Origin of the sequence: Deinococcus sp. AJ005 (assembly GCF_009017495.1) — a bacterium.
Classification (GTDB): Bacteria; Deinococcota; Deinococci; order Deinococcales; family Deinococcaceae; genus Deinococcus.
This window is the reverse complement of the sequence record NZ_CP044989.1, coordinates 17,590-40,899: the sequence shown is the minus strand read 5'-3', so window position 1 is coordinate 40,899 and position 23,310 is coordinate 17,590. Positions and strand designations below refer to the sequence as shown.

The window sequence follows — 23,310 nt, the reverse complement described above, 5'->3', positions numbered from 1 at the left end:
CCAGTAAAATGCCCCCTCCAACTTTCGGAGGGGGCTTTCACCTTGTCGTTTACCCGCCCAGATAGCTGGCCGTCAGCTCCGGGTTCTGTGCCAGTTCGCGTGCCGGGCCGCTGAGCTTGACCTCGCCCGTTTCCAGCACGTAGCCGCTGTCGCTGATCGCCAGACTGGCCCGCGCATTCTGTTCCACCAGCAGCACGGTCACGCCCTCGGCCTGAAGTTGCTTGACGATTCGCAGGATGTCGCGCACGATCAGCGGCGCGAGGCCCAGCGACGGCTCGTCCAGCAGCAGCAATCTGGGCTTGCCCATCAAGGCCCGGCCAATCGCCAGCATCTGCTGCTCGCCGCCTGACAGCGTGCCCGCCAGTTGTTTGCGCCGCTCCAGCAGACGCGGAAAGCGCTCATAGACGTGCTCCAGATCGCCGCGCCACTTCTGCTGACGGCGGCTGTACGCGCCCAGGGTCAGATTGTCGGCCACACTCATAGAGGCAAACAGGTCACGCCGCTCCGGCACCAGACTAATGCCACGTGCCACACGGGTTTCCAGTGGGATGCCGCGCAGAGACTGGCCTTCGTAAAGCAGCTCGCCCGTGCTGGGGAGAATGCCCATCACCGAGTTCATCAGCGTGGTCTTTCCTGCCCCGTTCGCCCCGATCACGCTGACGATGTGCCCGGCGGGAACTTCGAGCGACACACCGCTCAGCGCCTCCACGCGGCCATAACGGGTGTGCAGGTCACGGACTTCGAGAAGCAGATCGGAAGTCATGCCGCGCCCTCCTCTTCCATGTCGACGCCCAGGTAAGCCTCACGCACGTCCGCATTGTCGCGCACCTGTTGCGGGGAACCCTCGGCCAGTTTCTCGCCGTAATTCATGACCACCAGACGGTCCACCAACCCCATCACCAGATCCATATCGTGTTCGACGAGGAGCACCGTGACCCCCTCGTCGCGCAGTTTCCTGAGCAGGATGATCAGCTCGGCCTTCTCGCCGTAGCGCAGTCCGGCGGCGGGTTCGTCCAGCAGGAGCAATGTGGGATCGGCCACCAAGGCGCGGGCGATTTCCAGCACCCGCTGCTGCCCCAGCGCCAGATTGCCCGCCAGCGTGAATGCCTGCGCGCCCAGCCCGACACGCTCCAGTTGACGCAATGCCTCGTGTTGCAGGGCCGCCTCCTCCCCGCGCTCCAGATGCAGCAGGCTGCGAACGATTCCGGCCTTGCCACGCGCGTAGCCGCCCATCATCGTATTTTCCAGCAGCGTCAGATCGGGCAGCAGGTGGACGTGCTGAAAGGTGCGGCTCAGGCCCAGGCGGTGAATCTGTCCTGCGCTGCGGCGGCTGATGTCCTGGCCCATGAAGGTGATCTGCCCCGAGGTGGCTGGGTTGACGCCAGTAATCAGGTTGAACATGGTGCTTTTGCCCGCGCCGTTGGGACCGATCAACCCCAGGATTTCCCCGGCGTTGAGGTCAAACGAGACATCCCCCACCGCACGCAGGCCGCCAAATTGCTTGACCGCATTTTTAACGCTCAGAAGCGGCGTACCGGGAGCAGGTTTGGGGCGTGGCGAGAGCTTTTCACGCTCCGGCAAAATGCGGATGCCCTCCTGCGGCAACAGGCGTTCCAGCAACGGCCACAGCCCCTGGCGCGCGAATTGCAGCACCAGAATGACCAGCGCCCCAAACACGATGACCTCAAAATTGCCCTGTTGCCCCAGCAGACCGGGCAGGATGTCGCGGAGCTGCTCACGAATCTGGGTGATCAGTCCCGCACCCAGCACGCCGCCCCAGACATGCTGCGAGCCGCCCACCACAGCCATAAACAGGTATTCGATCCCGGCTTGCAGACTGAACGGCGTGGGATTGACGAAACGCTGGCTGTGCGCGTAGAGCCAGCCCGCCAGCGCTGCCATCAGTGCCGAGAGGACGAAGACCTGTACCCGCAGACCAAAGGCGGACACACCGAATGCCTCGGCCACCATCGGTCCCGAACGCAGCGCCCGCATGGCCCGCCCGGTGCGGCTGGACAGCAGAAACTGTGCGCCTAGCGCCACCACCCCAAGGCAGGCCAGGGCCAGATACGCAAAGTTACGCGGCGAGGTCAGCTCCAGACCAAGGACAGAAATGGGCGGAATGTCAGTCAATCCTGTAAAGCCGCCCAGCGCCGGGGTGTTGCCGAACACGTAGAACAGACTGATGCCCCAGGCGATGGTGGCCAGCGGCAGATAATGGCCCTGCATCCTCAGGGTCAGCAGACCCAGAAACCACGCGATCAGACCCGTGACCAGCAACGAGACGGGCAGCGACAGCCACGGATTCCAGCCCATCTGCGCGGTCAGCACGGCAGTGGTATAGGCGCCCACGCCCATGAACGCCGCCTGCCCGAAACTGGTCAGTCCCAGGATACCGGTCAGCAGCACCAGTCCGGTCACGACGATGGAAAAAATCAGGATGTTGGTCAGCAGCGTGACCTGAAAAAGCGGCAGCATCAGGGGCAGCGAGAGCGCGATCAGCACGGCGGCAATGCTCAGGCCCAGGCGAAGGGAAAATTTCAGAGAGGTTTGAGACGGGGTCATTCCTCGTCCTCCGGGATATGGCGGGTGGTCAATGAGCGCCACAGAAGCACGGGCAGAATCAACGTGAACACGATCACTTCCTTCCAGGCCGAGAGGCTAAAAGACGCGAAGCTCTCGATCAGGCCCACCAGAATCGCTCCCGCCGCCGCCAGTGGGTAGCTCACCAGCCCACCGATGATCGCGCCCACGAAACCTTTGAGACCGATGAGAAAGCCGCTGTCGTAGGTCACGGCCACGCTGGGGCCAATCAGCACGCCGCCCAGCGCCCCGATCAGCGCCGCCAGCGTGAAGGTCAGCATCCCCGCCGAGGACGGACTGATGCCCACCAGCCGCGCCCCGAGGCGGTTGACGGCGGTGGCCCGCAGCGCTTTGCCGGGCATGGTGCGCTCGAAGAACAGGTACAGCCCCAGCATCAGCGCCGCCGAGGCCACGATCACCAGAATGCTTTGCCAGCTCAGCGTGACCTGCCCCAGCGTCAGATTGCCCTCAAAAAAGGCTGGAGTACGGGAGCCTTCGGGGCCGAAAAAGACGAGTGCGAGGCCAGTCAGTACCAGATGTAGCGCAACCGAGGCGATCAGGAGAACCAGGACTGTGGCGTTTTGCAGAGGCTGATAGACGACACGGTACAGAAGTGGGCCAAGCGGAGCCACCAGCCCCAACGTCAGAATCACCTGGACCCACAGCGGAGCTTTGAGCGGGGCCAGCCAGCCCGTCAGCGCCCAGATGCCCACGCCCAGCAGCGCCGCGACTCCCACCGTCATCAGGCCACGCCGCGCCTGTCCGTTCCTTGCTAGAGAGAAGGCTTCCATCAGCGCGGCAATGCCCAGCAGTGCCAGCACCAGCCACAGCGTTCCCGGCGTGCGGCCCAGTTGCAAGGCGGCCAGCGTCAGCGTGCCGAAAACCACGAATTCGCCTTGCGGAATAAAGATCACGCGCGTCACGGCGAAGACCAACACCAGCGCAAGCGCAAGCAACGCGTAAACGGCCCCGTTGGTCAGCCCATCTGCCGCCAGAATCGGGAAAATGGTGGGGTCAAAGATCTGCATCTGGCTCCAGATCGGCACGCGCAAGTTTGCCTAACACTCGTTTGGTTGTCATTGCCAGCCACCATACGGAGTTTAGGGCGGGTGGACAAGACGGAGGTGCGAAGGCAGGGGCCAAGGATTTCCCGGCAACGGGAACAAAGCACGGACATCACAGGCGACTTGACCGGGCCAGAAGGTCTAAAAACAGGCTAAAATGACCTGAAACGCCGTCCAGAACAGTGTGTATCTATTATACATACAAATGTATAAAATCTGACATGCAAAGATGGCAGCAGGAAGGCCGTTAAGACCCTGGCAGAATGCTGATCGGACAGAGAGACGTGAATTTCCTGGCAGGCCACTCCACAACCCTCTGGTGAGCGCACAGGGGGTTTGGTGAGGTGGAGCGGGACTGTTAGGCCTCTGAAAGTCCGCTTTTGACCCATTTCGGGAGGTCTGGAGAAATGGCTCAGCCGGAAATGGGCCGAGCGTGCCTTGATGATGATCTTTTAGAGCTTTTAAAAGCTTTTAAAAAGATTTGATGATCATCATCAGGGGTGGCGGCCAAAAGCCCGAAAACACGGCGTTTTTCGGATTTTTCGCCTGAGTAGTCCGGTACTTGTAAGACCGAATCGCCTGAGTAGTCCGGTAGTTTTGGCCCCAATCGCCTGAGTAGTCCGGTACTTGTAAGACCGAATCGCCTGAGTAGTCCGGTAGTTGAAACTGCCAATCGCCTGAGTAGTCCGGTACTTGTAAGACCGAATCGCCTGAGTTGTCCGGTAGCTGTAAGAGGTCAATCGCCTGAGTAGTCCGGTACTTGTAAGACCGAATCGCCTGAGTTGTCTGGTAGTTTGGCCCCCAATCGCCTGAGTAGTCCGGTAGTTTGGAAGACCAGTCTAAAACAAGCTGATAATTCTGACTCAGACGATTTTTAGCCCAAATCTCGCCACTCGAACCGCCTGAGTAGTCCGGTACTTGGAATACCGAATCGCCTGAGTAGTACGGTAGTGGTTTTGAGCCTTTTTGAAGGGTATTATGCATAAACCAAAACCGGGAGGAAATGGCGTTGACTGGCACCAAACGTTCTCCAAAATCACGCTCGGCAACCAGACCTGCTTCCCCCAGAGAAATCTCGCGCATTGACGAGGCCAACGTGGGACGGCTGGGGTTGATTAGCATCCAGGAGCGCGTGCCAGACAGCTTTACTTCATGGACCGTCGATTTTCATGTCGAGGGCCGGCCCGCCCGGCTGAGCTGCGACGCGATTCCCAAGTACGGCGGTGTGCCGCACGGGCTGGACGGTGACATCTCCACCGCGTTGATCGATCTGTACGTGGAGGACGGTTGTCCGGAAGACGGCACACTGCACACCACCGCCTACCAGATTCTGAAACGCGCTGGTCTGCACGATTCCGGGCGCTACTACCAGAACCTGCGTCAAACACTGTTCCGGCTGCGAACTTCTACCTACACCGCCTCGGAGGCGTGGCGGGACCACCGCCGGGGCAACTGGACCACAGTGACCTTCAACTACCTGGAAGCCCTGGAGTTCACCAGCGGGGATGAGGACCTGGGCCTGAGCCGCAGCAGCACCCTCAAGATCAGGCTGGCCTCGCCGATCACCAAATCCATCCGCGCCCAGTACACCAAGCCGCTGGATCTGGAATTTCTGACCAGTCTGGACCGCCCGCTGACCCGCGCCCTGTACCGCCTGCTGGACGCGCGGCGCTACCCGCCCGAGGACCCGCGTGAGCCGCTGGCATCTTTTACCGTCAACCTGATTGACTGGGCCGAGGCGTGCAAGATCGTGGACCGCCGCAGTAACAAGATTCGCTCCACCTTGCAGGGCGCGCATGAGGAACTGATGGAGCGGCAATACCTGAGCGCGGTGGAATACGAGGGCCGGGGGCAGAAGCAGGAACTGACCTACCGCTTCGCCGATCTGGCGGGCCAGGAGGAATCCACCCTGCCCGACAGCCCACTGATCATGGAGTTGGAGGAGTACCGGGTGTCCGGCGCGGTGGCCCGCAGGCTGATTGAGGAATACGGCGAGAAGCACGTGCAGGAGCGGCTTTCCAAGTTCATCCGGTTGCTCGCAGGCGGCTTCAAAGCCCGCAACCGCTCGGCGTTGCTGGTGGACATCATCCGCGATTCTGACGACAAGTACCCTGAACCGGATGCCCCCAGAGAGAAGGCGAAGAAAAAAAGCAGCACCTCACCCTCCAACATGCCCACGCTGGTGGAGGCCACCGACGAGCCTCAACCCCTGGAAGCGCAGGTGGAGGCGGCCCTCAAGACCCTGCAATTCCTGCTCCGCGAACGCCTGAGCGTCAGTGAGTACGCCCTGCTGCGTATGGGCATGATTGTCGGCCAGCCGGACCCGCAGGAAGTCACGCGGCTGGCCTCCAGAGCCAAGGTGGACGGCAGTTTGGACGCCTTCACTGCGGACTTGCTCCAGCACCTCAGTCATCTTCAAATGGCTCAACCTGATACGGCCTGAGCGTTCCCAGACCCACGGACTACCGGACATCTCAGGCGATTGGTGCGAGGAAGGGAAAATGAAGGGGTTGCTCGTCACGTGACGAGCAACCCAAATCGGCTTGATGCAGCGTCGTCTTCTGCTGTTGCAAACGCTCTGTTTAGGGGATCACTGGATTTGTGTTGAATGCCAGAACACGCTCAACTCCTGCCTGACCTATTCGTCGCCCGTAAACCGTTTGGTCAACCAGCGGTCCAGGCGGGCCAGATTGTCCGCCTGCCGCTCATACGCCGCGTTGATGGCGCGCAGGCGGGTTTGGAGGGCCTGCAAACGCTCATCACTCAGGGGCACGTCCTCACGCTTCCAGTCGCGGCGGCGGTTGCCCGCCAGATCGTGGGTGGCGCGGCGCAGGGTGACCATGTCACGGGCCTCGTCTAAGGGCATCCCCAGCGAGCGCAGGTCAATCAGATCGCGCAGCAGGCGCAACGAATACGGCCCGTACAGCAGCCGCCCCGACACCGTGGTCAGATCGGGGGTCAACAGTTGCAACTCGGCGTAATGCATCACCGTGCGGCGCGTGACCCCAGCTTCGCGGGCCAGTTCGGCGGTGGTGTAGAAGGCGGTCTGCTCAGGTGTCGTGGAAAGCTCGCTCAAGGGGTGATGACCACCTTACCCGTGACGCGCCGTTCCAGCAGATCGCGCATGGCCTGTGGACCATCCTCCAGCGAATAGCGCTGACTGACCAGAGGTTTAACCGTCCCGTCCATCACCCAGCCTGCCAGCCGCGCCAGATTGCGAGCATTGGCTGCTGGATCACGCTTGGCAAATTCGCCCCAGAACACGCCCACCAGCGACGCGCCTTTGAGCAGCGGCAGATTCAGGGGCAACTTCGGAATCTCTCCCCCTGCGAAACCGATCACCAGATAACGCCCGCCCCAGCCGATGCTGCGGAAGGCGGGTTCGGCAAATTTATCGCCCACCGGGTCAAAGATCACGTCTGGCCCTTTGCCGCCCGTCAGGGTTTTAAGGCGTTCGCGCATGTCCTCGGTGGCGTAGTTGAAACCCTCGTCCGCACCGTGTTCGCGGGCTAATTGCAGCTTCTCGTCGCTGCCCGTCGCCGCGATCACCCGTGCGCCCAGCGCCTTGCCGATCATCACCGCTGCCAGTCCCACGCCGCCCGCTGCGCCCAATACCAGCAGGGTCTCGCCTGCCTTGAGTTGGGCGCGGTCCACCAGTGCGTGCATGGTGGTTCCGTAGGCGAGGGGCAACGTGGCCGCCACCTCAAAATCCATGCCGTCCGGCAGCGGCATGACCGTCGCCGCGTCTGCCTTCAGATGAGAGGCGAACGCGCCTAGCCCGGTGAAGGCCACCGCCCGCTGTCCGACTTTCAGGTGCTTGACGCCTTCCCCAACAGCGCAAATGATGCCTGCTGCCTCTGCTCCTGGCACGAAGGGTAATGGAGGCTTGATCTGATACTGGCCCATGACCATCAGCGCGTCAGGGTAATTCACGCCTGCCGCCTTGACTTCCAGCACCACTTCATTGGCGCTGGGCGTGGGATCGGGCTGGGTCTGGACGGTCAGGGTTTCGGGCTGGTCAAAGGTCTGGCAGATCAGGGCGCGCATGGTGGAACCTCCTGGGGAGTGGGGACGGGACGGGCGATAGAATGCCCTATATTAACGTCAACGTTCAAAGTAGACGCAAACGGACATCCCTCTGGCCGATTCTCAGCCGAATCAGGTCTTCCCACCAAGGAGCAACCCCAATGGCCCCCTTTCTGAGTAAACGAGACTTACGCTTTCAACTGTTTGAAGTGCTGGACACCGCCGCTCTGCCCCAGCGCCCCCGCTTCGCCGATCACAGCCGCGAGGTCTACGAGGACGTGCTGAATCTGGCCTATAACGTGGCCGACAAGTATTTCGCCAGCCACGCCCGCGAGTCCGACATGAACGAGCCGCATGTGGTGGACGGCAAGGTGCAGCTCTTGCCAGCGGTGAAAGACGCCATGCGTGCCTTCCGCGAGGCTGGATTCTTCAGCGCTCACCACGACGAGGAACTGGGCGGCTTGCAACTGCCGTGGGTGATGACCCAGGCCGTGCAGGCGCACTTTCAGGCGGCCAATGTGGGCAGCAGCGGCTACCCCTTCCTGACCATTGGCAACGCCAATTTGCAGCGGGTGTTCGCCTCTCCGGAGCAGCAGGCGAAGTACATGCTGCCGCTGGTGGAGGGCCGCTGGTTCGGCACGATGGCCCTCTCTGAGCCGCACGCCGGGTCCGGGCTGGCCGACATCACCACCACGGCCACGCCCCGTGAAGACGGCACCTACAGCATCAGCGGCAGCAAGATGTGGATTTCGGGCGGCGAACACGAATTGAGCGAGAACATCGTCCACCTCGTCCTGGCGCGGATTAAGGGTGGTGCAGCGGGCGTGAAGGGCATCAGCCTCTTCCTGGTGCCGCGCTACAGAATTAACGACGATGGTACGCCCGGCGAGAGCAATAACGTCGTGCTGGCGGGCCTGAACCACAAGATGGGCTACCGGGGAACCACCAACACGCTGCTCAATTTTGGTGAGGGCGGCGAGTCGGTGGGCGAACTGGTGGGCGAGGCTGGACAGGGCCTGCGCCAGATGTTCCACATGATGAACGAGGCGCGCATTGGCGTCGGCATGGGCGCGGTGATGCTGGGCTACGCCGGGTATCTGGCGAGTCTGGACTACGCCCGCGAACGCGCACAGGGCCGCGCCGCCAGCAATAAAGACCCCCTCAGCCCGGCTATTGCCATCATCGGCCACGCGGACGTGAAGCGGCTGTTGCTGCGGCAGAAAGCCTTCGTGGAGGGCGGGATGGCGCTGGGTCTGTACGCGTCCAGTCTGGTAGATGACCTGCAAACCGGGCCGGAAGAGGAACGCGCGGATACCTCGCTGCTGCTGGACCTGCTGACGCCTATCGTCAAATCCTGGCCCAGCAAGTACAGCCAGGAGGCGCTGAGTGACGCCATTCAGGTGATGGGCGGGGCCGGATACACCCGCGATTACCCGGTGGAGATGTACTACCGTGACAACCGCCTGAACCCCATCCATGAGGGAACCGAGGGCATCCAGGGCAACGATCTGCTGGGCCGCAAACTGACGCAGGCAGGCGGACGTGGACTGGAAGTGTTGATGTCGCATATTGAGGCCGATCTACAAGCCTCTGAAGAGTTGGAAGGGCTGGACGAGATTCGTGCCGCACTGAAAACCGCTCTGGAACAGAATCAGAGCGCGCTGAAAGTCATTCTCGGTAAAGCTGTGGACCTTGGCCCGGACCGCTTTCTGGCGAATGCCAACAGCGCCCTGGAAATGCTGGGCCATACCGTCGTCGGCTGGATGTGGCTGAGGCAGGCCGCCGCCGCTGCCCGCGCCTTGCCGGATGCTAAGGGGGATGACGCCAACTTCTACAACGGCAAGTTGCAGGCCGCCCGCTTCTTCGCCACCCATGAGTTGCCCAAGATCAAGGCGCACGCAGACCTGCTTGCCAGCGCCGATTCCACCACCTCAGAGATGCAATCGGAGTGGTTCTAATGACCCAGCAGATTCCCGAACCACGCTTTTGCAACATCGGCACGCGCACGCTGGCCTATGACGAGATCAGGCCCGAACATCCGCAGGGCAATGTCCTCTTCCTGACTGGGCTGGGCAGCAACCGCCTGGGCTGGCGCGGACAGCTCCCGGTCTTTGGGGAAAAGTACCGCACCTTCTCCATTGACCACCGCGACACGGGCGACAGTGACACAACGGATGCCGATTACTCCACCGCCGATCAGGCCGATGACGCCGCCGCCTTTCTGCGGGCCATGAACGCCGCGCCCGCGCATGTGGTGGGCATCAGCATGGGCGGGTTTATCGCCCTGAATCTGGCGGTGCGCTGGCCGGAACTGGTGCAGAGCCTGACGCTGGTTTCCACTTCGGCAGGCGGGGCAAGTCATGTGGGGCCAGAGGAAGCAGGCCTGGATGCCCTGCGTCCCGATTTCTCCTTGTCCCCTGGCGCACGCGCCCGCCGCACCTATGGCCTGATCATGGCCCCCGGTTTTCTGGACGCTCACCCGGAGGCTTCCGACGCGATTGCCGCCAATGCCGACTACCGTCCGCTGACGCCGGAGCGTTACGCCCGCCAGTTTCGCTCCACGCGCACGCATGACGTGACCGCTGACTTGGAAAAGCTGCTGGTGCCGACGATGGTGGTTCACGGTGACGCCGATCCGCTGGTGCGCTACGAGAATGGGCAGCACTTGGCCGCCCAGATTCCCGGCGCGGAGTTCATCACGTATCCTGGCACCGGGCATATTCCGATTGTGGAGCGGGCGGAGGAGTTCAACGAGGCGGTTCTGGGGTTTGTGGCTCAGCATTGACCCTGCTGCCCCCCACATAAACCTCTAGAACATTCAAGTCGACGTCCAGCACCACCAGATCGGCGCGCAAGCCCGGCTCCAACATTCCCCGGTCACTCAGGCCCACTGAACGGGCAGGTATTTCGCTCAGCATCCGGCTGGCTCCGTCCAGCGAGATTCCAGCTTGAACTGCGTTTCTCAGTGCCATGTCCATCGTCAGCAGGCTTCCGGCCAAAGAGCCGTTTTCCAGATGCGCCTGTCCGTCCTTGACGATCACGCGCTGCCCGCCCAGTTCGCTGATGCCATCGCCCAGGCCAGCGGCGCGCATGGCATCGGTGACCAGCATGACGCGTTGCGAGGCGGCGCAGGCCAGCCGGAAACTGCCAGGGTGAACGTGGATGTTGTCCAGAATCACTTCCAGGTAAGCGTGGGCGTCGGCCATCAACGCGGCGGGTGGGCCAGGAATGCGGCCCTCAATGCCCCCCATCGCGTTGTAGAGGTGGGTGGCGCAGGTGCTGGCCCCCACCGCGTTCAGGGCGTTCAGGAAGGCCGTCACGGTCTCGGTATCTGCCCGCGTGTGGCCCACGCCGATTCGCACGCCTGCACGCGCCATTGCGAACGAGGCTTCTAGTGCTCCCGGCAGTTCCGGTGCGATGGTCACAGCCCGCACCACGTTCAAAGCCAGCACCTCGGCGATCAGCTCTGGTGTCGGCTCCAGCGTGTTCGGTGGCTGCGCGCCCAGCCGCCCCGGACTGATGAATGGCCCCTCCAGATGCGCGCCCACGATGTCTGCCCCGCCCGGCACGCCGCCCTCGTCCATTACCTGCCGGATGCCATGCAAGGCCGCCAGCACCTTCTCCCAGGGATTGGTGATGGTGGTGGGCAGCAGCGTGGTGGTGCCGTGTGAGGCGTGAAAGCGGGCCAGTGTCCGCACCGCCTGCGGGCCGTCCATCGCGTCTGCGCCGCCGCCGCCGTGGACATGGGTGTCGATGAAACCCGGCAGGATCAGGCGCTCGGTGGAAGCTGTGGAATCTGGCACGATGGCGCTGATCTGGCGGCCAAATTCCAGCCGCGCCGGGGTCAATTCGCCGGAGGGCAGCAAAACCTGTCCGCTGAGCGTCTGAAGTTGGAGAGGAGTCGTCATGGTGTGGCTCCAGTGTCGCTCATTCTGGGGCGGGTAGTGTGCCGTTGAAAGCTGTGTGGTCCAAAATCCCTGAAGAACTGGATGTGACACGTCCGGGACAGCAGGTCTGTCGTCCTCGCTGGCCGCGCCTTGTGCCTGTCACGGACGCACCCCCAACCGTCGTCGATAGGACTGACCAGGGAAAGCCGTATTACAGGTAGGGCTGCATTTTTCGGGTGATGTCAGCATGTTTCGCCGTCACCCTGACCGCGTTTCTGCCAGCGGCCTTAGCGGCGTACAGCGCCCGGTCAGCGTTCATCAGGACGCTGGTGATGTCCTGTCCACCATCCAGCACGGCCACCCCGAAACTGCCTGTGGTTATCAGGCCAGGAGCCAGCGTTTCCCAGGACGCGTTTTGCAGCGAGTCGCGGAGCTGTAGGCAGACCGTCTCCGCCTGCTGGGCCGTCACGTCCGGCAGGATCACGATGAACTCCTCACCGCCCAGACGGGCCAGCAGGTCCTGTTCGCGCAACTCGGCGCTGAGCAGGCGGGTCACCCCGGTCAGCACCGCGTCCCCGACCAGATGTCCGAACGTGTCGTTCACGCGCTTGAACAGGTCGAGGTCGAGCAGGGCCACTGCGCTCGGGCGGTCCTGCCGGGCGCGAGTATGCAGGTCAGCCAGCACCTGCATGGCCCGCGTGCGGTTGGGTGCGCCGGTCAGCGGGTCGCGCAGCGCCGCCTCGGCCAGGGCCTCGGCGCGCACCTCCGCCTCGCGCGCCTGCTGCGCGATCTGCCGGACCAGGGCGCGCTGCTGGTGGTAATCCCGGTACAGGTTTTCCACCCCCCGGGTCACCTCCTGCTGGGTCTCGTAAGCCTCGCGGTAACGCCCCGCGCGGGCGTAGATGGCGGCCAGTTGTTCCCTGGAGCGGGCCTCCCACAATTCCGAGGCAGCCGCATGAAAATAGCCAACGGCCCGCCCAGCATCCAGAATTGCGTTTTCCAGATCCCCGATATGGGCGGAGACGCGGCTGCGGTCCAGCAGTGCCCGGCCATACAGCAGCGGAAAGTCTGCGTTGCTCGTGAGCTGGACGTGTTCGTCGGCCAGCGTGCGGGCGACGGTCAGTTCACCAGTCCACAGCGCGTGCCGGGTCAGGGCGTCGAGCAGCGCCGCCGTGTCTAGCAGGTTCAGGGTGTGCCGATCCTCCAGTCTGACGGCCAGCAGCGCGGCAGAAACGGCCAGTTGGCGTTCGATTTCGGGCAGATGGGCTGCGGCGCTGACGCCAGCGGTGCCAGCCAGCAGGGTTTCCGAGGCGGAGACCACGAAATTGATGTGGAAGATCTCCCAGAGCTGCTGTGCGCCGGGTTCCAGCAGCGCCCCCATGGACGGCGAGTGCAGGAGTTCCAGCAGCGGCTGGGTGGCCTGGTGGTAGTTGCGCCGTTCCAGCTCGAAATGCGAGGTGTTGATCGCCACCAGCGCCACGCCACGGTCGTCGGCAATCGCCCCTGCCAGCGTGAGTGCCACCCCAAATTCACGCTGCGCGCCCGCATCGTCATAGGATTCCATCATGGCCAGCGCGAGCGTCACGTGGGCCTTGACCTGCGAACGCCCGTCCCCGCTGGCACGTGCCCAGACCAGGCAGTTCAGGGCATGCTCCATCGCTGCCTTGAGGTCCCTGAGATCCAGAGCGATATACGCCGCTTCGCGGTACGCCAGGAATCGTGTGGCCGCCGTGTTGCCAGGATCGGTTGCCTGGACCTGCAAGGCGTGCAGCTCTTCCCGGAGCGCCGAGGTTCCCGCGCTGCTGTCTGCGCCGCTCTGGCCCGGTGCGCTGGAATCTGGGCCGCTGACCCCTGGGCCGCGTGGCTGCCCCGCCTGATGCTGATCTGCCGTGTCGTTATCCGTCATGGTCGTCTCCGTCGGGGCCGAACAACGTCTCGAAGCAGGCCAGCGCATGGGGATCGAACTGACTCCCGGCCCCCCGCCGCAACTCGTCCAGGGCCTGCGCATGGGTCCAGGCGGGTTTGTACGGGCGTTTGCTGATCAGGGCGTCATAGACGTCCACAACACTGAAAATACGTGCCAGCAGGGGAATCGCCTCGCCGCTGAGGCCGTCCGGGTAGCCCGCGCCGTCCCAGCGTTCGTGGTGGGAGCGCACGATGGCCCGCACCTCGCGCGGCACGAAGATCTCCTCACGCAGCATGTGATCGCCGAGGATCACATGTTTTTGCATCAGCGCACGCTCCTGCGGGGTCAGTGGCCCCGGCTTCCGCAGAATGTCGTCGCCCAGCGTCACCTTGCCGATGTCGTGCAGGTACGCGCCCCAGCGCAGGTGCTGCAACTGCACGTCGTCCAGTCCCAGTGTCTGTCCCAGGCGCAGGGACAGCGCCGTCACGCGGTCCGTGTGTCCGAAGGTCTCGCCGTCCCGTCCTTCCAGGACGCGGCCCACGGCGCGCAGGGCGGCCTCACGCATCTGCCGCATCTGCTCGAAGGTGGCGATCCGCTCCTGCGCCCGGTCCACCCGCGCCGCCACCATGTCCAGCAGCGCTGCCAGCTCCGCTGGGATCAGGTGCGGCGTGTCCAGTTTCAGGAGGCCGATGATCCCCACGATGCGCGTGCCATTGCGGAGCGGCGCAGCCAGGATGGAGCGCACACGCTTCAGTTCCGGCGGTGAATCCGGGTGGGCGTGGTAATCCGATATCGCGGCACTACGGTTGCCAGCGATGATCTCGGCAATCAGGCCGCGTGGCTCGTGTACATTGCTCAGGTCTGCGGCGATGGTGTTGGCCACGGCCTCCTCGCCCTGAATCATGCTCAGATGGGCCAGACCGTCTTCATCCACCGTCATCATGGCCCCAATATCGAATTCGCTCAGGGCCAGCAGCATCTTCAGTGCCTCCCGTGCAATGTCGTCAGGACGCGCCAGGGTTTCAAGCCGGGCGGACAGGTACGCGAGCTGCTGATACTGCCTGGCGCTGCGCTGCGCGTCCTCAAGTGCTTTCCAGCGGCTGTAGGCCACTCCCGCCGCTTGCCCCAACAGCAGCAGCAGCCCCGCATCTGCCGTGCCCAGCACCTCGTCGCTGTCGGTGGTATCGGCAGACAGCACACCCAGCACCTGACCCTCCGGGTCCAGCAGCGGCACACCCAGGTACATGCCCGAGCGGGGCCGCCCCGCTACAAAGTGCGCGTCCGTGTGACTGAAGGCTTCCTCTACCAGATACGGGGCTGAGGTCGCCAGCACATGCCAGCCCAGGCCCTGGCCTCTGGGCAGGCGGCGTCCGGTGGCGGTAGCCGCACGCTGTCCTGCGGCGGCCACCACCCGCAGCTCGTCGAACTCGGCACAGTGCAGCACGATTACCACGGTGGTTGCCCTTGTCTTTTGGAGCGCCAGGTTCACGCAACGTTCAAACGCGTCGTCTGCCGATTGGGCCAGCAGCACCACGGTCTGAAGGTCCAGCTCAGGTTTCTGGCCCAAATGGGCAGACAGGTCGATTTCGATGGTCATCCTCTGAGAAACCCATAACCAGGGTAGACAACACGGGATCTCATGTAGCCCAGATTACTGAATTCAGAGTTGACCGCCTGTTCAAAACCTCACAGATCTACCCCTGGATGACCTGGCACGGTCTTTCCCCCTGGCCCTGTACTCTGCTTCAGTTCGCGGAGAAAGATCTTTATAGCCCAACGGACGATGTGCGCCAGACGCACGTTGTCCGCAGTCTGTAAAGCTGGGGTGTTGATCACGGTCCATTCCGTGCGCTCGGTAAAGAACACCAACCGGAACATCCTCACCATCACCGTTTGCGGCCACCTGTTGGGGCGTATTTCCTGTCCCCGCCATTCGTTTTCTGTCGGCCAGCCCAGGGTATCGGCCCGCTGGCGGGGATACGTCCTGCCCGCACCATCGGAGGTGTACAGCGTACGATTTTCCTTCGCAGGACAACAGCAATGCTTTCCAGCACGAAGAATTCGTAACATGATCGTCGTGACGGCCTACCCGGTATCCATCAGCACGCACCGGAAGCGAAGTTCTTGACGGGCCTCTTTTTCAAAGAGGCGGCAAAGCAGGGTCAGGACGTGATCGACTCTGCTTTTTCTGTTGTTGTCCGGCGCATAAATGCGGTAGTCGATGCTCCAGAATTCGCGGGTTTCAGGAATGATGTATACGCAGGTACCGACGCCCATCCCCCGGATGGTTCGTTTCTCGTTCCCACCCCACTGCCTTCGGACCAGCGTCATGCGGCGTGAATGGCGCTGGCCCATCACGCTGTCGTTGAAGATGATGGAACCCTTGTCGCTCAATTTGAGGTGTGGACGCACCTGCGTCCACACCGCCGCTGCCGTTAAACGGTCACCTTTCAGGTAGCGCTGAACGGCGTCATGGGCCAAATCATCGACGTGGTTAGCAACATAGGTTTGTGTCCGATGAATCTGTGTCGCAGCCAAAAACTCGCAGTACCGCTGCCGCCCGACTGTTCGAGGTCTTCCCACCAGTCCAGAATTTCAGACTTGTCCAGTTTCGCGTAAGCCCTATCAGGGTCCGTATAACGCCCATGGTCACGCTGTACCCGAGGGCCGACCTGAATGCCCAGATGGAGACCGAAGTCGTGCCAGAGGCGGGCCCCTTAATGGACGTCAGGGCCAGATTGACTGCTCCGCCGGGCCAGCCAACCACATGATTTACGCCTCTGAACGCCACGGCGGCGTGATCCGGGTCAGTGCCAGCGCGTAGCCTGCTTCATCGTCTATGTCGAGCAAGTCGGCCGGGGGCTGGGAGACCCGCTTCGCCCTGGCCATCAAGGTGCGGGCCAGCGGCTTGGGCAGACTTTCGGCCAAGACGCACTGCACCCGGACGAACGTCGTGAGTGGAATGTGGTGCGGCGGGGCGAGCACCCCACCGTAGAACGAGAGAGATCCCCGCTCGTTCTGGGCGGCCACCAAGACCTGCGTGAAATGCGCTGGCCCCACGAACGGCATGTCCGCCAGGGCTAGCAACGCGCCGCGGACTGAAGGTGTGAATTTTCAGAGTGCAAATTCACTGAGGGTGTGCAGGCCAATCGCCACGCTGGATAACAGGCCGCCAGACAGGGAATTCGAATTGATGACGAAACGGCACTCCAGGGCCATGCGTGCATGAAGCACTTCCTCCGGTTCACGTCCCAGCACTACCAATAGGCCCGCCAGATCACTTTTCAGCAGGAAGCGAGCGCTCCGCCGCGCCAGTGGTTTACCGCCCGCATCCAGCAGGAGGTTGTGTCACCCCATCCGGCAGGACGCACCCGACGCCAGCAGCAGGCCCCAGGCCCGATGAGGCCCCGTCACCATCCACTCTGCCGGACAAACAGCTCAGCAGTTCAAGCTTGACCTGGCAAACGCCAAGCAGCGCTGCCGCCCCAACCACCGGGAGAAGTCCAATTGAACTGGGCCATAACGCCTCCAGGAGTATAGGCATGCCCGCTCGCATTCGGAAATGACTTAACGTGCTATAAAACGCATGTTAATACAGTCGAATAGCGTGCCAGATTTGTTTTGGGTTGTGTTGTTGGGGTCCAAGTGGACCGTCAGTCAGCCCTGCCGCCCCATTTCTGCTCAGGAGGATGCATCTATGTTTCCAGCCAGCTTTGAGTATGTCCGCGCCCATTCATCCGATGAAGCGTTCAGTCTGCTGCAGCAGCACGGCGATGAGGGCCGGGTGCTGGCCGGGGGACAGAGTCTGATTCCGGCGATGCGTTACCGCCTGGCCCGCCCCGGCGTGCTGGTGGATATTAACCCGATCAAGGAACTGGATTACCTGATCGAGGAAGGTGGCTTCCTGCGAATCGGAGCCACCACCCGTGACGCGGCGCTGGAATTTGCCCCGTGGATCAGGGAGCGCTACAGCCTGATCACCAGCGTGTCAGGCGTGGTGGCCGATCCTATCGTGCGCCACATGGGGACAGTGGTGGGCAGCGTATGCCACAACGATCCGGCGGGCGACTGGACGGCCACCGCACTGGCGGCGCGCGGCGTGGTGGTGGTGCGCGGCAGGGATGGCCTGCGCGAAGTGCCCATTGACGAGTTCCTGGTGGACTCCTACACCACGGCCGTGAAGGAAGGCGAGATGGCGCTGGAGTTGAAAATCCCCATTCCGGATGGGCGCACCCAGGGGTCTTACCAGAAGATAGAGCGCAAGGTGGGTGATTACGCGACCTGCGCCGCCGCTGTACAACTCAGCCTCAACCCTGACGGCACCATCCGGCAGGCGGGCATTGCCATTACTGCCGCCGGGCCGATTGCGCTGCGGGTTGTGGAAGCCGAGGCCATGCTGATTGGACAGTTGCCCACGCCAGCGCTGTTCCAGGCTGCCGCTGCCGAGGCGCCGAAGATCGCCACGCCCAACCCAGACCAGCGTGGCAGCGTCGCCTACAAGAAGGACATGGCCCGCGTGCTGGTGGGGCGCGGCTTGAAACAGGCCCTGCAGCGGCTCGAAGCGGGCCAAGGGGGAGGGGTGAGCGCATGACAGGTGAAACCCAGAGGCAACTGCCGGACACCGATTTTGCTGTGGTGGAGGCTCCGACCACGCTGTCCGTGTCGGTCCGTATCAATGGCAAGGTGGTGACGCGAGATGTGGAGGCACGCACGCTGTTGGTGCATTTCATCCGTGAAGAGGCTGGACTGACTGGCACGCACGTCGGCTGCGATTCGTCGAGTTGTGGCGTGTGCACCGTATTAATCGACGGGGATGTTCCGGTCAAGTCGTGCACGATGTTCGCGGTGATGGCCCACGGGCGTGATGTCAGGACGGTGGAATCGCTGGCTGTGGGCGGCAAGCTCCATCCTATTCAGCAGGCCTTCTGGGACCAGCACGGCCTGCAATGCGGTTACTGCACCCCTGGCATGATGATGACCAGCCTGGCCCTGCTCGGGCGCAATCCCAGTCCCAGCGAACACGAGATTCGCGAGGGACTGTCGGGCAACCTGTGCCGCTGCACTGGCTACAACAACATCGTCAAGGCCGTGCAGCAGGCCGCAGAAATGATGGCGCCCAGCGCCGCCCCAGAGGTGTCCCATGACTGAACTCAAAACGGAGCACGAGCCGCCCCAGAAATTGGCGATGGGCAAGTCCATGAAGCGCAAGGAAGACCCGCGCTTTTTGCAGGGCAAGGGCAATTACATCGACGACATCAATCTCAAAGGCCAGCTCTACATGGCGCTGGTGCACAGTCCCTATCCGCACGCCAATATCTTGGGGATCGACTCCTCTGCGGCGATGGACATTCCCGGCGCGGTGGCGGTGGTGACGGCGGCAGAACTGGCCGCCCATGGCGTCGGCTGGCTGCCCACCTTTCACGGCCTGGACAAGCAGATGGTGCTGGCGACAGGCAAAGTGCTGTTCCAGTACCAGGAAGTCGCCGCCTGCTACGCCGAGACCCGCGAGGCCGCCTACGACATGGCCGAACTGGTCGATGTGGATTACGAGCCGCTGGAAGTGGTGGCCGATCCTTTCAAGGCCATGAAAGACGACGTGTTGCTGCGCCCGGACCGCGAGGCCAAGACCAACCACATCTATAACTGGAACGTGGGCGATTCTGCTGGCACCGACGCCGCGCTGGCCGCCAGCGATCATGTGGTGCGCGAACACATCACCTTTCCGCGCGTGCATGCCGCGCCCCTGGAACCCTGCGGCTGTGTGGCCGAATTCGACGCGATGGGCCGCCTCCAGTTCTATGTGACCTCGCAGGCCCCGCATGTCTACCGCACGGCGCTGTTCATGGTGCTTGGGATTCCCGAGGACAAGATCAGGGTCATCTCGCCGGACCTGGGCGGCGGCTTCGGCAACAAGGTGCCGGTGTATCCCGGCTATGTCTGCGCGATTGCCGGGGCGCTGGTGCTGGGCCGCCCGGTCAAGTGGATCGAGACGCGCACCGAGAACATGACCTCCAGTTTCGCCCGTGATTATCACATGGACATTGAACTGGGCGCGAGCAAGGACGGCACGCTGACCGCCCTCAAGGTCAACACCGTGGCCGATCACGGCGCTTTTGACGCCGCCGCTGATCCCAGCAAGTACCCGGCGGGCATGTTCGGCATCGTGACGGGCAGCTACCAGTTTCCACACGCCTTCGCCAATCTGGACGCCTATTTCACCAACAAGCAGCCAGGGGGCGTGGCCTACCGTTGCTCCTTCCGCGTGACCGAGGCCAGTTACCTGATTGAACGCGCCATGGACATCCTGGCCGACGATCTGGGCATGGACCCCACCGAACTGCGGCGCAAGAACTTCATCAGGAAAGACCAGTTTCCTTACCAGACGCCACTGAACTTCGTCTACGACAGCGGCGACTACGAACACACCATGGACGTGGCGCTCGAGAAGATCGGCTATCAGGATCTGCTCAAGGAGCAGGCCGAGAAGCGTGAACGCGGCGAATTGATGGGCATCGGCTTTTCCACCTTCACAGAAGTGACGGGGGCGGGGCCGTCCAAGCACTTCGACATTTTGGGCATCAAGATGTTCGATGGGGCCGAGATCCGCATTCACCCCAGCGGTTCGGGCATTATCCGCACCGGCACCAAGTCACAGGGTCAGGGCCACGAAACCACCTGGGCGCAGATTGTGGCTGAGGAGCTGGGCCTTGATCCACAGAATTTCCTGGTCGAGGAAGGCGACACCGACACCGCCCCTTACGGCCTGGGAACGTATGCCAGCCGCAGCACCCCGGTGGCGGGCGGGGCGCTGGCACTGGCCTCGCGCAAGATTCGCGAGAAGGCCCGGAAAATTGCCGCGCACCTGCTGGAGGTCAACGAACACGATCTGGAATGGAAGGATTACGCCTTCGAGGTCATGGGCATTCCGAGCAAGCGCGTCACCATGAAAGAGGTGGCTTTCGCCGCCTACACCAATCCCGGCGACAATGAGCCGGGCCTCGAAGCCACCCTGTATTACGACCCACCCAACATGGTTTTTCCGCACGGCACCTATGTGGCGGTGGTAGATGTGGACCGCGAGACGGGCGAGACGAAAGTGCGCCGCTTCCTGGCCGTGGACGACGCCGGAACCATCATCAACCCGATGATCGTGGAGGGCCAGATTCACGGCGGACTGACTGAGGGTTTTGCCATCGCCTTTATGCAGGAGATTGCCTATGACGAAGCGGGCAACAATCTGGCGACCAACTTTACCGATTACCTGGTGCCCACCTCGCTGGAATCGCCGCACTGGGAAACAGCGGCCACCTGCACGCCCAGCCCGCATCACCCCATTGGCGCAAAGAGCGTGGGCGAGAGTCCCAACGTCGGTTCCCCCGCCGCCTTCGTCAATGCCGTGATCGACGCACTCTCGCCGCTGGGGGTACGCCATATCGACATGCCCTTGACCCGCGAGAAGGTCTGGGCCGCCATTCGGACTGCCGAGAACGAATCGCCCGCCGCCGATTGAACCGACGCTTATTGAACAGGGGGCAAGCAAACGTTCCCTCAGAGTTTGTCTGATTTCGCATCAAGGCCCGCCAGGGAGATGCCATGAAACTGGAATACAACGGTTCGGAACAAGTACCGCTCGGCAAACCCGACGTCTGGGCCTTCATCAATGACCCTCAGAAAGTGGCCTCCTGCCTGCCCGACGTTCAGGACGTCATTGTTCACGATGACAAGAACTTTGACGCCATCGTCAAGATTGGATTGGGGCCAGTACGTGGCAAGTTCAAATTCAAGATCACCCTGGAGCCTCAACCTGGCGGCGAGCGCATGAACGTGCGGATCAAGGGGGGCGGCTTTGGCAGCGTTGTCGACCTGCTGGCCGGCGCCGATGTGAACGACAACGGCGACCTCACCACCACCCTGGACTGGGACGGCGAGGCCACCATGCGCGGCCCGATCGCCACCGTGGGTGGGCGGGTGCTGGACGCCCAGGCGCAAAAACTCATTTCCGGGACCTTCGCCAACGTCAAGACCCGGATGGCGCAGGGGTAAGGGTCACGTCACGGGCTGAGAACGATCAGGGCGTGCAACTGCTGTGGCCCACGCCCCTGCTGCAGCGCTCACTGCCGGGGCATGCCGCCGTCAACGCACAGTTGGCTCAGGTCTTTCTCCAGGACCGGGAGGCTGGCGGCGGCGCGGGCCTGCCCATGTACTCCTCAAGCGACGATCTGATTCAGCGGCTGCCGTCCCTTGCCCTCTCTGAACTGTTCGCCTTCGTCTCGGCAGGCGTATTTGAAATCGCGCAGGCGATGAACGGTCCGATCTGGAAGGCGTCGGGAGCCGGGAAACTGCAACTGGAGATTGTGGGGGCGTGGTATCAGATTCAAAACGGCTTCGGCTTCCACGACATTCACAACCACGGCAACTGCTCATGGAGCGGTGTGTATTACGTGCAGATCGACGGGCCGCAGGTGCGGGCGGCGCATCCGCACCTGGGTTCCCTCAACGGCGTCACCCGTTTTTACGGCCATCAACTCGGCCTGCTGGGCGGCGCCCACATGGATCTGGGCAACGCCTACTTGCAGGCCAGCAGCTTTGATGTGGTCCCGGAGGCCGGAACGCTGATCGTTTTTCCGTCGTGGCTGAACCACAAGGCCATGCCTTACGATGGCGCGTCTGACCGGATCATCGTATCGTTCAATGCCCAGGTCCACGGTGAACGGGGCGATCAGGCATTCGGTCATGGCTTTCACTGAGCTGCACTCTTGAAGAGGTGGACATGGACAGTCAGTTTCTAGAGCGGCTCACGCGGCTCCAGCGCAGTGGGGCCAGTTTCGTCACGGCCACGGTGGTGTCACGGCGGGCGCCAGTCAGCTCGCACCTGGGTGACCGGGCCATCGTGCATGGGGACGGGCGAATGGAGGGTTTCGTGGGCGGCTCGTGTAGCCGCGACATCGTGCGGCGGCAGGCGCTGGAAGTCCTGATCTCCGGCACGCCGCGCCTGGTGCTGATCCGGCCTGACGCCAGCGAGGAAGCGTTGATCCATGCCGCCGGCGCCGAGAGCGTGGTGGTGCCAATGACGTGTGCCAGCGAGGGGGCGGTGGACATCTATCTGGAACCGCATGTGTGTGCGCCGCTGCTGCTGGTGGCCGGATTGACGCCAGTGGCTGAGGCGGTGGCCCAGCTGGGGGCGCTGCTGGAACGTCAGGTGGTCCGGGTGGTGACCGGACAGGAGCGTCAGGACCTGAGCGAAGAGGCGGTGGATGTGGTGACGCTCGGCGACCTCCCCGCGTTCCTGAACCGGGTGCAAGAAGACCGCCGCGCGAGGATGGCCGCTGTTGTCGCCTCGCAGGGGCATTACGACGAACCTGTGCTGGAGCCGCTGCTGCGCGCTGGGGTGGGCTTCGTGGGGCTGCTGTCCAGCCGCAAACGGGCCGTGACGGTTCGCGAGTTGCTGGAATTGCAGGGCCTGAGCCCCAGTCAGACGGCCCGCATCCGCAACCCGGTAGGCCTGAATCTGGGGGCCAGAACTCCTGCCGAGGTGGCCGTAAGCATCTTGGCGGAGATCATTGCGGCGGAGCGTGGACAGTCGCTCCAGCCGGCCGCCTCTCAGACTGACGCCGAACAACTGCATTCCAGCGTGACGGCTCCGGCCCCCATAGTTCATATTCCACTCCGCCCCGGTTTCGCGCTCAGCCCAGTGGACGGCGAAGAAATCGAGATGGCCACCGCTGTACATTTCGCCGAGTTGGACGGCCAGACCTATTATTTTACCTGCGCGAATTGCAAGCGGCGCTTTCTGAAAGACCCTCAGCACTTCCTGACGGGACAGACCGCATGACTGGTGATGGGC

At 62.8% G+C, this 23,310-nt stretch carries 20 protein-coding genes; 9 read left to right on the top strand and 11 right to left on the bottom strand.

The window, feature by feature from the left end:
* Nucleotides 1-49: 49 nt before the first annotated feature.
* The 4 genes from DAAJ005_RS00600 to DAAJ005_RS00585 all read right to left on the bottom strand — a co-directional run bounded on the left by DAAJ005_RS00600 (nt 50) and on the right by DAAJ005_RS00585 (nt 4,730).
* Entirely contained in the window at nt 50-763 is a 714-nt protein-coding gene (locus DAAJ005_RS00600; RefSeq protein WP_151845403.1) for an ABC transporter ATP-binding protein, read from the bottom strand.
* Nucleotides 760-2,565, bottom strand: a complete 1,806-nt coding sequence (locus DAAJ005_RS00595; protein WP_151845402.1) for an ATP-binding cassette domain-containing protein — start codon at nt 2,563-2,565, stop codon at nt 760-762. The genes DAAJ005_RS00600 and DAAJ005_RS00595 overlap by 4 nt, the downstream gene beginning before the upstream one ends.
* A complete protein-coding gene (locus DAAJ005_RS00590) occupies nt 2,562-3,611 on the bottom strand; it encodes a branched-chain amino acid ABC transporter permease (RefSeq protein WP_151845650.1) in 1,050 nt (349 codons plus the stop codon). The genes DAAJ005_RS00595 and DAAJ005_RS00590 overlap by 4 nt, the downstream gene beginning before the upstream one ends.
* A 507-nt stretch (nt 3,612-4,118) precedes the next feature.
* Nucleotides 4,119-4,730 carry a hypothetical protein gene (locus DAAJ005_RS00585; protein WP_192930723.1) on the bottom strand — a complete coding sequence of 204 codons (612 nt, stop codon included), beginning with the start codon at nt 4,728-4,730 and terminating at the stop codon, nt 4,119-4,121.
* A gap of 49 nt (nt 4,731-4,779) precedes the next feature.
* On the opposite strand from DAAJ005_RS00585, the gene DAAJ005_RS00580 reads away from it, so the two are divergent.
* Entirely contained in the window at nt 4,780-6,090 is a 1,311-nt protein-coding gene (locus tag DAAJ005_RS00580; protein WP_255447941.1) for a replication initiator protein A, read from the top strand.
* 195 nt (nt 6,091-6,285) lie between these two features.
* On the opposite strand, the gene DAAJ005_RS00575 is transcribed toward DAAJ005_RS00580, so the two are convergent.
* Both DAAJ005_RS00575 and DAAJ005_RS00570 read right to left on the bottom strand, forming a co-directional pair.
* Nucleotides 6,286-6,633, bottom strand: coding sequence for a MerR family transcriptional regulator (locus DAAJ005_RS00575; RefSeq protein WP_255447945.1), 348 nt, complete (start codon nt 6,631-6,633; stop codon nt 6,286-6,288).
* 86 nt (nt 6,634-6,719) lie between these two features.
* Nucleotides 6,720-7,694 (bottom strand): NADPH:quinone oxidoreductase family protein, encoded by a 975-nt coding sequence (locus DAAJ005_RS00570; protein ID WP_151845399.1) that lies wholly within the window; start codon nt 7,692-7,694, stop codon nt 6,720-6,722.
* 140 nt (nt 7,695-7,834) lie between these two features.
* On the opposite strand from DAAJ005_RS00570, the gene DAAJ005_RS00565 reads away from it, so the two are divergent.
* Both DAAJ005_RS00565 and DAAJ005_RS00560 read left to right on the top strand, forming a co-directional pair.
* Entirely contained in the window at nt 7,835-9,631 is a 1,797-nt protein-coding gene (locus DAAJ005_RS00565) for an acyl-CoA dehydrogenase (protein WP_151845398.1), read from the top strand.
* A complete protein-coding gene (locus tag DAAJ005_RS00560; protein WP_151845397.1) occupies nt 9,631-10,458 on the top strand; it encodes an alpha/beta fold hydrolase in 828 nt (275 codons plus the stop codon). The genes DAAJ005_RS00565 and DAAJ005_RS00560 overlap by 1 nt, the downstream gene beginning before the upstream one ends.
* On the opposite strand, the gene nagA is transcribed toward DAAJ005_RS00560, so the two are convergent.
* The 5 genes from nagA to DAAJ005_RS00535 all read right to left on the bottom strand — a co-directional run bounded on the left by nagA (nt 10,421) and on the right by DAAJ005_RS00535 (nt 16,553).
* A complete protein-coding gene (gene nagA, locus DAAJ005_RS00555; protein WP_151845396.1) occupies nt 10,421-11,581 on the bottom strand; it encodes an N-acetylglucosamine-6-phosphate deacetylase in 1,161 nt (386 codons plus the stop codon). The genes DAAJ005_RS00560 and nagA overlap by 38 nt on opposite strands.
* Before the next feature lie 190 nt (nt 11,582-11,771).
* On the bottom strand, nt 11,772-13,466 hold the full coding sequence (locus tag DAAJ005_RS00550; RefSeq protein WP_192930709.1) for a diguanylate cyclase: 1,695 nt from the start codon (nt 13,464-13,466) through the stop codon (nt 11,772-11,774).
* Nucleotides 13,456-15,063, bottom strand: a complete 1,608-nt coding sequence (locus DAAJ005_RS00545) for an HD domain-containing phosphohydrolase (RefSeq protein WP_151845394.1) — start codon at nt 15,061-15,063, stop codon at nt 13,456-13,458. The genes DAAJ005_RS00550 and DAAJ005_RS00545 overlap by 11 nt, the downstream gene beginning before the upstream one ends.
* Before the next feature lie 488 nt (nt 15,064-15,551).
* The gene (locus tag DAAJ005_RS00540; RefSeq protein ID WP_192930708.1) at nt 15,552-16,004 is read right to left on the bottom strand and encodes a hypothetical protein; all 453 of its coding nucleotides are present in this window, start codon (nt 16,002-16,004) and stop codon (nt 15,552-15,554) included.
* A 234-nt stretch (nt 16,005-16,238) separates the two neighbouring features.
* Nucleotides 16,239-16,553 (bottom strand): hypothetical protein, encoded by a 315-nt coding sequence (locus DAAJ005_RS00535; protein WP_151845392.1) that lies wholly within the window; start codon nt 16,551-16,553, stop codon nt 16,239-16,241.
* A 610-nt stretch (nt 16,554-17,163) separates the two neighbouring features.
* Between DAAJ005_RS00535 and DAAJ005_RS00530 the strand changes: the two genes are divergently transcribed.
* The 6 genes from DAAJ005_RS00530 (at nt 17,164) to DAAJ005_RS00505 (ending at nt 23,298) form a co-directional block, all read left to right on the top strand.
* Nucleotides 17,164-18,057 (top strand): xanthine dehydrogenase family protein subunit M, encoded by an 894-nt coding sequence (locus DAAJ005_RS00530; protein ID WP_151845391.1) that lies wholly within the window; start codon nt 17,164-17,166, stop codon nt 18,055-18,057.
* Nucleotides 18,054-18,614 (top strand): (2Fe-2S)-binding protein, encoded by a 561-nt coding sequence (locus tag DAAJ005_RS00525; RefSeq protein ID WP_151845390.1) that lies wholly within the window; start codon nt 18,054-18,056, stop codon nt 18,612-18,614. The genes DAAJ005_RS00530 and DAAJ005_RS00525 overlap by 4 nt, the downstream gene beginning before the upstream one ends.
* The gene (locus tag DAAJ005_RS00520; protein WP_151845389.1) at nt 18,607-20,976 is read left to right on the top strand and encodes an aerobic carbon-monoxide dehydrogenase large subunit; all 2,370 of its coding nucleotides are present in this window, start codon (nt 18,607-18,609) and stop codon (nt 20,974-20,976) included. The genes DAAJ005_RS00525 and DAAJ005_RS00520 overlap by 8 nt, the downstream gene beginning before the upstream one ends.
* A gap of 83 nt (nt 20,977-21,059) precedes the next feature.
* Entirely contained in the window at nt 21,060-21,509 is a 450-nt protein-coding gene (locus tag DAAJ005_RS00515) for a carbon monoxide dehydrogenase subunit G (protein WP_151845388.1), read from the top strand.
* Between the two features lie 32 nt (nt 21,510-21,541).
* Entirely contained in the window at nt 21,542-22,213 is a 672-nt protein-coding gene (locus DAAJ005_RS00510) for a TIGR02466 family protein (protein WP_151845387.1), read from the top strand.
* Nucleotides 22,214-22,236: 23 nt separating this feature from the next.
* Nucleotides 22,237-23,298: an XdhC family protein gene (locus DAAJ005_RS00505; protein WP_151845386.1), complete on the top strand. Its 1,062-nt coding sequence runs from the start codon at nt 22,237-22,239 to the stop codon at nt 23,296-23,298.
* The last annotated feature ends 12 nt before the right edge of the window (nt 23,299-23,310 follow it).